We start from the raw sequence: 12,974 nt of genomic DNA on the forward strand, positions 1-12,974 counted from the left end.
CAGCCGGCTGGCTTCGACGCCCGCGGGCCGCGCGACGCGGCCTGCGGGACGAAACGGCGCCAAGCGCGTTACTTGCGATTGATCAGCAGGCCGATCAGCACGCCGACGCCGGCGGCCACGCCGATCGACGTCCACGGATGCTCGTGCACGTAGTCGTCGGTCGCGCGCGCGGCCTTCTTGCCTTTCTCGACCACCACGACCTGGACGTCGGCCGCCTTTTCCTTGGCCTGCTTCAGGCGAGACATGGCCTTCTCGCGCAGCTCGGCCGCACGGTCGCCCGTGCTGCTCGCCGCTTGCTTGAGCAGGTCTTCGGCGTCCGAGAGAACGGTTTTGATATCCGACATCAGTTTCTCCTTGTTGATTTCCGACATTGCAACTCCCTTCGTGCTGTCATGCTGCAGGTTCACATCGTAGCGAAACCCCTGCCTGCTGGCGAGCCGGGAAGACACACGGCGGCAGCGCAAGACTGCATGGTAAACGACTTGTAATCATGAACAGAGCGGCAAAGGATTGAAAAGTTTCCCTCGCAGCCCTCCGCACTGCCGCGACGCCGGGTAAAAATGACAAAAAAGTATGAATATCAAACGGAATAATCGTTCGCACGGCCCATTGCTTCCCGTAAGCTGATGGACTGCCCCGCGCTGTCCGGCGCGCGGTTTCAACCAGCATCGTTCGAGGAGGGAACATCATGAGTCTGCGTCTTGGCGACATCGCACCGGATTTCGAGCAGGAATCGAGCCTGGGCACCATCAAGTTTCACGAGTGGCTCGGCAACAGCTGGGGTGTCCTGTTCTCCCATCCGGCCGACTACACGCCGGTGTGCACGACCGAACTCGGGCTGACCTCGAAGCTGAAGGGCGAATTCGAGAAACGCAACGTGAAGGTGATCGCGCTGTCGGTCGACGGCGTCGAATCGCACAAGGGCTGGATCAACGACATCAACGAAACGCAGTCGACGGTCGTGGGTTTCCCGATCATCGCCGACGCGGACCGCAAGGTATCGCAGCTGTACGACATGATTCACCCGAACGCGAACGAAACGCTGACGGTGCGTTCGCTGTTCGTGATCGACCCGAACAAGAAGGTGCGGCTCACGATCACCTATCCGGCCAGCACGGGGCGCAACTTCGACGAAGTGCTGCGCGTGATCGATTCGTTGCAACTGACCGACAATTACAAGGTCGCAACGCCCGGCAACTGGAAGGACGGCGACGACGTCGTGATCGTGCCGTCGCTGCAGGATCCGGAAGAGCTGAAGAAGCGCTTCCCGAAGGGCTTCAACGCGGTGCGTCCGTATCTGCGCCTGACGCCGCAGCCGAACAAGTAAGCATCGGCGGCCCGCAGCCGCGGCTCCGATGACGAGAGGCCCGCCCGGCAGCGATGCCGGGCGGGCCTCTTGCTTGGCGGCGGGCGCGTGCGCGGCATCGCTGCCGCGTGCGTCATGACCGGATCGTCAGAAGAATGCCTGGATACCCGTTTGCGCGCGGCCGAGGATCAGCGCGTGGATGTCGTGCGTGCCCTCGTACGTGTTGACCACTTCGAGGTTCACGAGGTGGCGCGCGACGCCGAATTCGTCGGAGATGCCGTTGCCGCCGAGCATGTCGCGCGCGAGGCGGGCGATGTCGAGCGCCTTGCCGCACGAATTGCGCTTCATGATCGACGTGATCTCGACGGCGGCCGTGCCTTCGTCCTTCATCCGGCCGAGGCGCAGCACGCCTTGCAGGCCGAGCGTGATTTCGGTCTGCATGTCGGCGAGCTTCTTCTGAATCAACTGGTTCGCGGCGAGCGGCCGGCCGAACTGCCGGCGGTCGAGCACGTACTGGCGCGCGGTGTGCCAGCACGACTCGGCAGCGCCCAGCGCGCCCCACGCGATCCCGTAGCGCGCCGAGTTCAGGCAGGTGAACGGGCCGCGCAGGCCGCTCACGTTCGGCATCAGGTTCTCTTCGGGTACGAACACTTCGTCGAGGACGATCTCGCCGGTGATCGATGCGCGCAGCCCGACCTTGCCGTGGATCGCGGGCGCCGACAGGCCCTTCCAGCCCTTCTCGAGGATGAAGCCGCGGATCGTGTCCTTGCCGTTTTCTTCCAGCTTCGCCCACACGACGAACACGTCGGCGATCGGCGAGTTGGTGATCCACATCTTCGCGCCGGACAGCGAGTAGCCGCCCGGCACCTTCTTCGCGCGCGTGACCATGCTGCCCGGATCGGAGCCGTGGTTCGGCTCGGTCAGGCCGAAGCAGCCGATCCATTCGCCGGTCGCGAGCTTCGGCAGGTATTTCTGCTTCTGCGCGTCGGAGCCGAATTCGTGGATCGGCACCATCACGAGCGACGACTGCACGGACATCATCGACCGGTAGCCCGAATCGACGCGCTCGACTTCGCGCGCGATCAATCCGTAGCTCACATAGTTGAGGCCGGGGCCGCCGTATTCCTCGGGAATCGTCGGGCCGAGCAGGCCGACTTCGCCCATCTCGCGAAAGATGGCCGCGTCGGTGCGTTCGTGGCGGAACGCTTCGGTGACGCGCGGCGCGAGCTTGTCCCGTGCGTACGCCTGCGCGGCATCGCGGACCATTCGCTCTTCTTCGGTCAGTTGCTGGTCGAGCAGCAGCGGATCGTCCCAATGAAAAGTTGCAGCACTCATCGTCTCATCTCCTGTCGGCCGGAGTTGGCGCTTCAGCGCTTACTCGGGCCCCATGCTTCGCGGTCGGGCCGAGTGGTGCTTACTCGGCCCCATCTTTGCGGTCGGTCGGAGCGGGCGCCTCGGCGCGACTCCACACCCGTGCTTTTTCGGTCGGGCAGAGAGTGCTTCGGCGCTTGCTCCGGGCTGATGCGTGAAGTTCGCTTGACTTGCGTTCCGCTGTGCGGAACAATGTTTTGCAAACCGAACCCAGTGTAGCACCGGATGACACTTTCAACCATCGACGACACCCCGATCGACGAGCGCAAGTTCGTCGTCGCGCTCGCGCGCGGGCTCGACCTGCTGCGCGCCTTCCGGCCCGGCGAGACGATGCTGGGCAATCGCGATTTCGCGGAACGCACGGGCCTGCCGAAGGCGACGGTGAACCGGCTCGCCTATACGCTGACGGTGCTCGGCTATCTGCGCTACGACGAGACGCTCGGAAAGTATGCGCTGGACGCCGGCGTGCTGTCGCTCGGCTACGCGCTGCTGTCGGGCTCGGGGACGATCGATCTCGCGCGGCCGCACATGCAGGCGCTGGCGCGCGAGATCGGCGCGGCCGTGTCGCTCGGCTGCCGCGACGGGCTCGACATGATCTACCTGGAGACGATCCGCAGCGAGACCGCGTTGACGCTCGGGCTCGCGCCCGGTTCGCGGCTGTCGATGCTGACGAGCTCGATGGGGCGCGCGTATCTGGCCGTGCAGCCGGAAGACGCGCGCCGCGCGCTCTATGCCGAACTGCACCGCGCGGCCGGCGGCGCGGCCGACGCCGATGCGCTCGTCGAGGCCGCGCAGCGGGCGGTGGCCGAGTTCTCGACGGGCGGTTGCTGTTATTCGTTCCGCGCGTGGCACATGGACGTGAACGCGGCGGCCGTGCCGTTTCGCGAGCCGCGCGAGGGGCGCTGGCTGATCCTGAGCTGCAGCGGCCCCGCGTCGTCGATGGACGAGGACGTGTTTCGCACGCAGGTCGGACCGCGACTGAAGGCGCTCGCGCAGCGGCTCGGGCAGACGGTCTGAGCAAGCGCGCGGGCGTTGCCGTCGCGCGGCAACCGGTTGGTTCGCGCTGGGTCGGCGTAGGCCGTAAAGCGTGGGGCGCGGAGGCGGCGCGGCGCCGTTGCGTATTGCGCGACGGGAGAACCGCGCTCATCATCGTTCGCGTGCTTCCCGACGACGAGGTTTGCAATGGCGCACTCCGAACCGATGGAAGGCGGATGCGCGTGCGGCGCGATCCGCTACCGTATCGCCGACGTTCCCGCCGACGCGGGCTTCTGCCACTGCCGGCTCTGCCAGCGCACGACCGGGGCGGCGGTCGTTGCGTCGGCATCGGTGCCGATCGGCGCATTCGAATACTTGCAGGGCGAACCGACCGTCTATGCATCGAGCGCGTGGGGCGAGCGGCGCTTCTGCGGCCGTTGCGGCGCGCAGCTCGAATACCGGCGCTCCGACGCGCCGCAGACGGTCGAGATCAATTCCGCGACGCTCGACGAACCGTCGCGGCTGCGTCCGGCGTGGCATGTCTGGTACGGGGATCGTTTCCCCGGCATCGAGATCGACGACGATCTACCGAAGTACGCCGACGGCGGACCAGAATAGGCGCCACATCGGCGTCGGTCGCTGCGCCGGCGTCGAGCGCGCGCAAGCGCGTCCGGCTTCGCTGCATGAACGAACCAGGAACCGACCGGCGTCGCGCCACGCTGCGTGCCGAAACCCGATCTGCGAAGCGGCACGACACCGGCGCCCGCCATCCGGCACGCCGCTCCCGCGCGCCTTCCCCGCCGATCCCTCAGGCCGTCACGACCTTCGCGAACACCGGCCCCTGCATGAACCGCACGTCGTGCTGGCGCAGCAGCTCGCACTGCGTCTCGTCGACGACGCCGTCGAAGATGAGCGGAATGCGCACGCGCTGTGCGTAGGCGACGAGCGCCTTGACCATCCCGTCGCGCAACGCGATGCCCGCATCCATCTTGATGTAGTCGGGGCGCGCCATGTCGGATTCGACCGCGAGGATGCGGCCCGGGTCCGGCAGCTTGTCCGCGACCTTGAACCCGTGATGCTGGTAGCTGCGCGTCAGGTATCCGAGGAACGTCTTGTGGGCGACCGCGACCGCCGGCAACTCGATCACGATCCGCTCGGGCGGCAGCCCGAAGCGCTGCAGCACCGACGAGAAATGCTTGCCGTGGTCGTATTTCACGCTCTTGAGCAGCCGCTCGTGCACGCGCAGGAACAGCAGCCCGTGACGCTGCGCCCCGAAGAAATTGATCGCGTGCAGCGCGCGCGACAGGCGGTCGATCGCGACCAGCGTCTGGTCGTCGACGGCCGCGTCGACCGGATCGTGCTGCGCGCCCGTGACGAGCGTGACGGCCTGGAAGCCGAGCTCGTCGCCGTAGCGCTCGATCGCGTCGGCGAACGACGTCGATTGCGGCGAGCCGGGCATCGTCACGTCGTAGATCGGCTCGTACGCGCTGGCGAGCGTGCGCTCGGGCAGATTCGCGCACGCGGTGCCGCCCTCGGCAAGCGCGAGGTGTTCCCGCAGATACGGCAGTTGCCCGGCACGGGCGACCAGCTCGGGGATGGTAGGCGGAATCATCGGCGTGAGAAGGAAAAATGGCGGCCGAAAGGGCCGCCTCGTTGACTTGATATTAGCAGTGCGCGCCGCGCTCGGCTTGGCGTTTCGCTCATATGGTTATCCCGTCCCCGCGTCGATGCCTAGGGTTTACGTTTATTTCACTATTCGTAATTGGTTTTACTATTCGTAAATCCAGAATGTGCCGCCGATCAAGCAATGCGGCATGCGGGCGCCGCGAAACGGCGCCGTTCACGAATCAACAGGAAGCAAGGAGCGAGACGTGGCGGTTGACAGGACAGGCGGGCAGGCGCGCCGGCAGGAGAGGGGCGGGACGACGGGCGCGGCGGTGCGCGCACGGCGCGGTTGAGGAGCGGATGGCGACCATGAGCATCGATTACCAGACGCTGAAGTTCGAGTACCGCGCCCGCGCGCACGACGCGGCCGTCCACCCGGTGATCGTCGTCGGCGCGGGCCCGGTGGGCCTCGCGGCCGCGATCGACCTCGCGCAGCAGGGCGTGCCCGTCGTGCTGCTCGACGACGACGACACGCTGTCGACCGGCTCGCGCGCGATCTGCTTCGCGAAGCGCACGCTCGAGATCTTCGACCGGCTCGGCTGCGGCGAGCGCTTCGTCGACAAGGGCGTGAGCTGGCACGTCGGCAAGGTGTTCCTGCAGGACGAGCAGCTTTACGCGTTCGACCTGCTGCCCGAGGAAGGGCATGCGCGCCCCGCGTTCATCAACCTGCAGCAGTACTACGTCGAAGGCTATCTGGCCGATCGCGCGCTCGAGCTGCCGAACATCGACATCCGCTGGAAGCACAAGGTGACGGGTATCGAGCAGTCGGCCGAACACGCGGTGCTGACGGTCGAGACGCCGGACGGCGTCGCGACGCTGCGCGCCCAGTACGTGATCGCGGCCGACGGCTCGCGCAGCCCGATGCGCACGATGATGGGCCTGGAAAGCCGTGGCCGCACGTTCAAGGACCGCTTTCTGATCGCCGACGTGAAGATGAAGGCGGAGTTTCCGACCGAGCGCTGGTTCTGGTTCGATCCGCCGTTTCACCGCAACCAGTCGGTGCTGCTGCACCGCCAGCCCGACAACGTGTGGCGCATCGACTTCCAGCTCGGCTGGGATGCCGATCCCGTCGCCGAGAAGCAGCCGGAGCGCGTGATCCCGCGCGTGCGCGCGCTGCTCGGGCCGGACGTCGAGTTCGAGCTCGAGTGGGTGAGCGTCTATACGTTCCGCTGCCAGCGGATGGACACGTTCCGTCACGGCCGCGTGCTGTTCGCGGGCGATTCCGCGCACGGCGTGTCGCCGTTCGGCGCGCGCGGCGCGAACAGCGGCGTGCAGGACGCGGACAACCTCGCGTGGAAGCTGAAGCTGGTGCTCGACGGCCATTCCGCCGACAGCCTGCTCGATACGTATGCGAGCGAGCGCGAGTTTGCGGCCGACGAGAACATCCGCCACTCGACGCGCTCGACCGATTTCATCACGCCGAAGAGCGCGGTGTCGCGCGTGTTTCGTGATGCGACGCTGAAGCTTGCGCGCGACTGCGAGTTCGCGCGCAAGCTGGTGAACAGCGGGCGCCTGTCGGTGCCGGCCGTGCTCGCCGATTCGCCGCTCAACACGCCGGACCGCGGCGGCGACGCATTCGCGTGCGCGATGCGGCCGGGCGCGGCGGCGGCCGATGCGCCGGTGCGCGTGCAGGGTGCGCGGGGATGGCTGCTGCAGCATCTGCGCGGCGGCTTCACCGGCGTGCTGTTCGGCTTGCCGGGCGACGCGGCGGCGCTCGCGCAGGCCGTCGGCGGTCTCGCGCTGCCGGTGCGTCCCGTGCTCGTCGTGCCGGCCGGGCACGCGCAGCCGGTGGCCGGCGTCGACGTCGTGGAGGACGTCGACGGGCTCGCCGCGCGGCGCTACGACGCGCAGCCCGGCACGTTCTACCTGTTGCGCCCCGACCAGCACGTCTGCGCACGCACGCGCACGCTCGACCGTCAGGCGATTGCCGACGCACTGGCGCGCGCCACCTGCGCCCGCTGATACGACAAAGACACCGGAGACACCGTCATGCCCCCACTCGATACCCGCCCGCGCCTGGCCGACCCCGACGCGTTCTACGAAGCGCTGATCGACATGCATCGCGACCTGTCGGATGCCGACAGCCAGCTCGTCAACGCGAAGCTGATCCTGTTGCTCGCGAACCAGGTCGGCGACGCCGACGTGCTGCGCGAAGCGATGGCGCTCGCGCGCCAGGGCGTGACGCCGCCCGTGCATCCGGCCGCCGAGGTCGCGCAATGAGCGCGGCGCCGGCCGACGCGCGCGTGCTCGAAGTCGAGCGCGTGATCGACGAGACCCATCGCCCGGGTTTTCACTGGATGCTGCTGATGCTGTGTGGGCTATGCCTCGTGATCGACGGCTTCGATGCGCAGGCGATGGGCTACGTCGCACCGAGCGTGATCGCCGAATGGGGCGTGCCGAAGCAGGCGCTCGGGCCGGTGTTCAGCGCGAGCCTGTTCGGGATGCTGCTCGGCGCGCTCGGGCTGTCGGTGCTGGCCGACCGGATCGGCCGGCGCCCGGTGCTGATCGGCTCGACGCTGTTCTTCGCGGCGACGATGCTCGCGACGCCGTTCGCGAGCTCGATCCCCGTGCTGATGGCGCTGCGCTTCGTCACCGGCCTCGGCCTCGGCTGCATCATGCCGAACGCGATGGCGCTGGTCGGCGAGTTCAGCCCGGCCGCGCATCGCGTGAAGCGGATGATGATCGTGTCGTGCGGCTTCACGCTCGGCGCGGCGGTCGGCGGCTTCATCAGCGCGGCGCTGATTCCGGCGCTGGGCTGGCGTTCGGTGTTCTTTGTCGGCGGCGCGGTGCCGCTCGTGCTGACGATCGCGATGCTCGCGCGGCTGCCCGAGTCGCTGCAGTTCCTGGTGCTGAAAGGGCGCGTCGCGCAGGCGCGCGACTGGCTCGCGCGGTTCGCGCCGCAAGCCGGCATCGATGCGAATACGCGGCTCGTCGTGCGCGAGCGTGCCGCGAGCGGCGCGCCGGTCGCCGAGCTGTTCCGCCATGGCCGCCTGCCGGTCACGTTGCTGCTGTGGGCCATCAGCTTCATGAACCTGATCGACCTGTACTTCCTGTCGAACTGGCTGCCGACCGTGATGCGCGACGCCGGCTATTCGCCGAGCACGGCGGTGATCGTCGGCACGGTGCTGCAGACGGGCGGCGTGATCGGCACGCTGTCGCTCGGCTGGTTCATCGAACGTCATGGTTTCGTGCGCGTGCTGTTCGCGTGCTTCGTGTGCGCGGCCGTGTCGGTGGGGCTGATCGGCTCGGTCGCGCATGCGCTGCCGTGGCTGCTGGTGGTCGTGTTCGCGGGCGGGTTCTGCGTAGTCGGCGGGCAGCCGGCCGTGAACGCGCTCGCGGGCCAGTATTACCCGACGTCGCTGCGCTCGACCGGTATCGGCTGGAGCCTCGGCATCGGCCGGATCGGCTCGGTGCTCGGGCCGCTCGTCGGCGGGCAATTGATTGCGCTCAACTGGTCGAACGGCGCGCTGTTCCACGCGGCCGCGGTGCCCGTGCTGTGCTCGGCGCTGTTCGTGCTGGGCCTGGCGGGCGTCACGCGGCGCAGCGGCGCGCAGGCGCCGAACGCCGCCCTGAATTGATGGAGAAACGAAACGATGACGCTTGACCTGTCGAAACCGGCGACCGCCGGCTACCTGAGCGGTTTCGCGAACGAATTCGCGACCGAGGCGCTGCCCGGCGCGCTGCCGCACGGTCGCAACTCGCCGCAGCGCGCGCCGTACGGGCTGTACGCGGAGCAGTTGTCGGGCACCGCGTTTACCGCACCGCGCGGCCACAACCGCCGCTCGTGGCTGTACCGGATCCGCCCGGCCGCCGTGCACCGGCCGTTCGAGCCGTATGCGGGCCCGCAGCGGCTCGTGTCGGATTTCGCCGATTCGGCCGACGTGCCGCCGACGCCGCCGAACCAGTTGCGCTGGGATCCGCTGCCGATGCCGGTCGAGCCGACCGATTTCGTCGACGGCCTCGTGACGATGGCCGGCAACGGCTCGGCCGCCGCGATGAACGGCTGCGCGATCCACGTGTATGCGGCGAACCGCTCGATGCAGGACCGCTTCTTCTACAGCGCGGACGGCGAACTGCTGATCGTGCCGCAGCAGGGGCGCCTGTTCATCGCGACCGAATTGGGCCGGCTCGACGTCGAGCCGTTCGAGATCGCGGTGATTCCGCGCGGCGTGCGTTTTGCCGTCGCGCTGCCGGACGGCGACGCGCGCGGCTATATCTGCGAGAACTTCGGCGCGCTGCTGCGCCTGCCGGATCTCGGCCCGATCGGCTCGAACGGGCTCGCGAACCCGCGCGACTTCCTGACGCCGCAGGCCGCCTACGAAGACCGCGAAGGTGCGTTCGACCTGGTCGCGAAGCTGAACGGGCGCCTCTGGCGCGCGGACATCGGCCATTCGCCGCTCGACGTCGTCGCATGGCACGGCAACTACGCACCGTATAAATACGACCTGCGCCTGTTCAACACGATCGGCTCGATCAGCTTCGACCATCCCGATCCGTCGATCTTCCTCGTGCTGCAGGCGCAGAGCGACACGCCGGGCGTCGACACGATCGACTTCGTGATCTTCCCGCCGCGCTGGCTCGCGGCCGAGGATACGTTCCGCCCGCCGTGGTTCCACCGCAACGTCGCGAGCGAGTTCATGGGGCTCGTGCACGGCGCGTACGACGCGAAGGCCGAGGGCTTCGTGCCGGGCGGCGCGAGCCTGCACAACTGCATGTCGGGCCACGGGCCCGATGCGGACACGTTCGAGAAGGCGTCCGCGAGCGATACGACGAAGCCGCACAAGGTCGACGCGACGATGGCGTTCATGTTCGAAACCCGCACGCTGATCCGGCCGACGCGCTACGCGCTCGACACCGCGCAGCTGCAGGCCGATTACTTCGAATGTTGGCAAGGCATCAAGAAACACTTCAATCCGGAGCAAAAGTGAGCGATACCCAAGACTGGCGCGCGACGCTCGATCCGGCCCGCAAGAGCTGGGTCGAGACCGCGAACGATCCCGCCTGCGATTTCCCGATCCAGAACCTGCCGTTCGGGATCTTCAGCGACGCGAAGCAACCGGCGCGCCGTGCCGGCGTCGCGCTGGGCGACCAGATTGTCGACCTCGCGGCGCTCGCGCGTGCGGGCCTCGTGACGCTGCCGGCCGGCGCCGATGCATTCGCCGTGCCGACGCTCAACGCGTTCATCGCGCTCGGCCGCGACACGTGGCGCAGCGTGCGTGTGCAACTGTCGGCGCTGTTCTCGCGCGACAACGCGACGCTGCGTGACGATGCGGCGCTGCGCGCGCAGGTGCTCGTCGCGCAGCGCGATGCGACGCTGCATCTGCCGGTCGAGATTCCCGGCTACACCGATTTCTATTCGTCGAAGGAGCACGCGACCAACGTCGGCTCGATGTTCCGCGATCCGAAGAATGCGCTGCTGCCGAACTGGTCGGAGATGCCAATCGGCTACAACGGCCGCGCGTCGTCGGTGGTCGTGAGCGGCACGCCGGTGCGGCGCCCGAACGGGCAACTGAAGCTGCCCGACCAGGAGCGCCCGGTGTTCGGCGCGTGCCGCAAGCTCGACATCGAACTGGAGACGGGCTTCATCGTCGGGAAAGGCAACGCGCTCGGCGAGCCGATCGCGTGCGAGGACGCGGAAGCGCATATCTTCGGGATGGTGCTGCTGAACGACTGGAGCGCGCGCGACATCCAGCAGTGGGAGTACGTGCCGCTCGGCCCGTTCAACTCGAAGGGCTTCGCGACGACGATCTCGCCGTGGATCGTCACGCTCGACGCGCTCGAACCGTTCCGCGTCGCGCAGCCGGAGCAGTCGCCGCAACCGCTCGCGTATCTGCAGCATGCGGGCAAGCATGCGTTCGACATCGCGTTGGAGGTGACGCTACGGGCCGAGGGGGCAGCCGAAGCGACGTCGATCTGCCGAACGAACTTCAAGCACATGTACTGGACGATGGCGCAGCAGTTGGCGCATCACACGGTGGCCGGCTGCAACACCCGCGTGGGCGACCTGATGGGTTCGGGCACGATCAGCGGGCCGACCAAGGATTCGTTCGGCAGCCTGCTCGAACTGACGTGGAACGGCAAGGAGCCGGTCGCGCTGAACGGCGGCGGCAGCCGCACGTTCATCGAGGACGGCGACGAGCTGACGCTTGCCGGCTGGTGCCAGGGCGACGGCTATCGCGTCGGCTTCGGCACGTGTGCGGGCAAGATTTTGCCGGCGCGGCGTGCTTGACGGACCGCAGCGCGGGAAGTCACGCGCAGGCCGGCCACGCTAGTACGGAATGACGGGACGGTCCGCATTGCGCGGACCGTTTTTCGTTGACCGGAGGATGGGTGCGAGCGGGCCGACGCGTATCGACGCATGATGTTGCGCGCCAACGCCAACGCCAACGCCAACGCCAACGCCAACGCCAATCTGCATCAGACCGCGCGTTGCACCGCCGCGCGCCGTTCCCACAATGCGGCCACGACGAACGCGGCGACGCAGGCGACCAGCACGCCGATCAGCGCGTTGCTGCCCAGTTGCTCCATCAACGCGCCCGCAACCAGCGGGCCGCCGAAGCTCGCGGCGCTCCACGACGCCGACACGAGCGAGCTCGCGGTGACGAGCGCTGCGCCGCGGAAACGCTCGCCGCACGCGACGAGCGACAGCGTATAGATGCTGCCGGCCGCCGCGCCGAGGACGAACAGCAGCGGCCAGCACAGCCACGGGTTCGCGATCACGAACGGCAGCAGCGGCAGGCCCGCGAGCACGATCCAGCCGGCGCCGAGATGCACGCGTTCGCGGCCGAGCTTGTCCGCGAGCCAGCCGATCGGGAACTGCATCGCGGTATCGCCGAACAGCATGATCGACGCGAGCAGCACGGCGGTCGCGCTCGCGACGCCGTGATCCATCGCGTAGAGCGGCAGCAGCGACAGCGCGAGCGTATCGAACAGCGCGAAGAAGCCGGTGCCGATGATCAGCGCGGGCATGCGCGGCAGCACGTCGAGCCAGCGGCCGTGCGCGTCGTGATGCGCGTCGTCGCCGGCGAGCGGCGCACGGCGGATCGTCGCGAGCGTCGGCAGCGCGAGCAGGAACAGCGCGCCGCACAGCGCGAAGCGGATGCTCGTCGCGCCGGCGATCTGGCTGACGAGCACGGGGCCCGCCATCTGGAACAGCGTGAAATTGGTCGCGTAGATCGCGACGACGCGGCCGCGCGTCGAATCGTCGGCGAGCTGGTTGACCCACGCCTCGCCGATCGTGAACAGCAGCATCAGCGCGGCGCCGCACAGCACGCGCAGCACGCCCCACAGGACCAGGTTCGACGTGAACTGCATCAGCGCGGTGGCGGCCGCGAGCAGCATGACCGACACGACGATCGCGCGGCGCGCGCCGATATGCCGCGCGAGCGCGGTGACGAACGGGACGATCGCGAGGCCGCCGAGGGCCTGCGCGGCCGTCAGCATGCCGACGACGTTGGTGCCGTGTCCGGCTTCGGTCAGTGCAAGTGCCGTGAGCGGCAGCGTGGCGCCGGTGCCGAGGCCGACGACCGCGACGCTCAGGATCAGCGCGAGGAAATCGCGATTGAGAATGGCTTTCATCGGCCGCGATGCTACACCGCGATCGTTGAAAGGTCCATGAAGGCCGTCAGGTTCGGATGGAGTTGTGTCCGCAACGATC

The 12,974-nt window shown here is 68.0% G+C and carries 12 protein-coding genes; 8 read left to right on the plus strand and 4 right to left on the minus strand.

The features are described from left to right. Positions 1 to 68 precede the first annotated feature (68 nt). Positions 69 to 371: a YqjD family protein gene (locus WS61_RS14515; protein WP_006494044.1), complete on the minus strand. Its 303-nt coding sequence runs from the start codon at positions 369 to 371 to the stop codon at positions 69 to 71. Between the two features lie 317 nt (positions 372 to 688). Between WS61_RS14515 and WS61_RS14520 the strand changes: the two genes are divergently transcribed. Further along, a complete protein-coding gene (locus tag WS61_RS14520; protein ID WP_006476788.1) occupies positions 689 to 1,327 on the plus strand; it encodes a peroxiredoxin in 639 nt (212 codons plus the stop codon). A 126-nt stretch (positions 1,328 to 1,453) separates the two neighbouring features. Here the strand turns inward: WS61_RS14520 and WS61_RS14525 are convergent, their stop codons facing one another. Continuing rightward, positions 1,454 to 2,641, minus strand: coding sequence for an acyl-CoA dehydrogenase (locus WS61_RS14525; protein ID WP_059501080.1), 1,188 nt, complete (start codon positions 2,639 to 2,641; stop codon positions 1,454 to 1,456). Positions 2,642 to 2,902: 261 nt separating this feature from the next. Between WS61_RS14525 and WS61_RS14530 the strand changes: the two genes are divergently transcribed. After that, entirely contained in the window at positions 2,903 to 3,694 is a 792-nt protein-coding gene (locus tag WS61_RS14530; RefSeq protein ID WP_059501081.1) for an IclR family transcriptional regulator, read from the plus strand. A 165-nt stretch (positions 3,695 to 3,859) separates the two neighbouring features. After that, a complete protein-coding gene (locus tag WS61_RS14535) occupies positions 3,860 to 4,270 on the plus strand; it encodes a GFA family protein (protein WP_059501082.1) in 411 nt (136 codons plus the stop codon). A 190-nt stretch (positions 4,271 to 4,460) separates the two neighbouring features. On the opposite strand, the gene WS61_RS14540 is transcribed toward WS61_RS14535, so the two are convergent. Further along, entirely contained in the window at positions 4,461 to 5,264 is an 804-nt protein-coding gene (locus tag WS61_RS14540) for an EAL domain-containing protein (RefSeq protein ID WP_034206532.1), read from the minus strand. Positions 5,265 to 5,626: 362 nt separating this feature from the next. On the opposite strand from WS61_RS14540, the gene WS61_RS14545 reads away from it, so the two are divergent. Genes WS61_RS14545 through fahA form a run of 5 tightly spaced genes read left to right on the plus strand, consistent with a single transcriptional unit; the run spans position 5,627 to position 11,546 of the window. Beyond that, positions 5,627 to 7,279, plus strand: a complete 1,653-nt coding sequence (locus WS61_RS14545) for an FAD-dependent oxidoreductase (protein WP_059501123.1) — start codon at positions 5,627 to 5,629, stop codon at positions 7,277 to 7,279. Between the two features lie 27 nt (positions 7,280 to 7,306). After that, a complete protein-coding gene (locus WS61_RS14550) occupies positions 7,307 to 7,537 on the plus strand; it encodes a DUF2783 domain-containing protein (protein WP_034206533.1) in 231 nt (76 codons plus the stop codon). Further along, positions 7,534 to 8,895 (plus strand): MFS transporter, encoded by a 1,362-nt coding sequence (locus WS61_RS14555; protein WP_059501083.1) that lies wholly within the window; start codon positions 7,534 to 7,536, stop codon positions 8,893 to 8,895. Before WS61_RS14550 ends, WS61_RS14555 begins: the two co-directional genes overlap by 4 nt. A 15-nt stretch (positions 8,896 to 8,910) precedes the next feature. Next, positions 8,911 to 10,245 (plus strand): homogentisate 1,2-dioxygenase, encoded by a 1,335-nt coding sequence (gene hmgA / locus WS61_RS14560; RefSeq protein WP_059501084.1) that lies wholly within the window; start codon positions 8,911 to 8,913, stop codon positions 10,243 to 10,245. Next, positions 10,242 to 11,546 (plus strand): fumarylacetoacetase, encoded by a 1,305-nt coding sequence (fahA, locus tag WS61_RS14565; protein WP_059501085.1) that lies wholly within the window; start codon positions 10,242 to 10,244, stop codon positions 11,544 to 11,546. Before hmgA ends, fahA begins: the two co-directional genes overlap by 4 nt. Before the next feature lie 188 nt (positions 11,547 to 11,734). On the opposite strand, the gene WS61_RS14570 is transcribed toward fahA, so the two are convergent. Beyond that, on the minus strand, positions 11,735 to 12,895 hold the full coding sequence (locus WS61_RS14570; protein ID WP_059501086.1) for an MFS transporter: 1,161 nt from the start codon (positions 12,893 to 12,895) through the stop codon (positions 11,735 to 11,737). Positions 12,896 to 12,974 lie beyond the last annotated feature (79 nt).

The organism is Burkholderia sp. ABCPW 11 (assembly GCF_001523445.1).
In the GTDB taxonomy this organism is placed as follows: domain Bacteria; phylum Pseudomonadota; class Gammaproteobacteria; order Burkholderiales; family Burkholderiaceae; genus Burkholderia.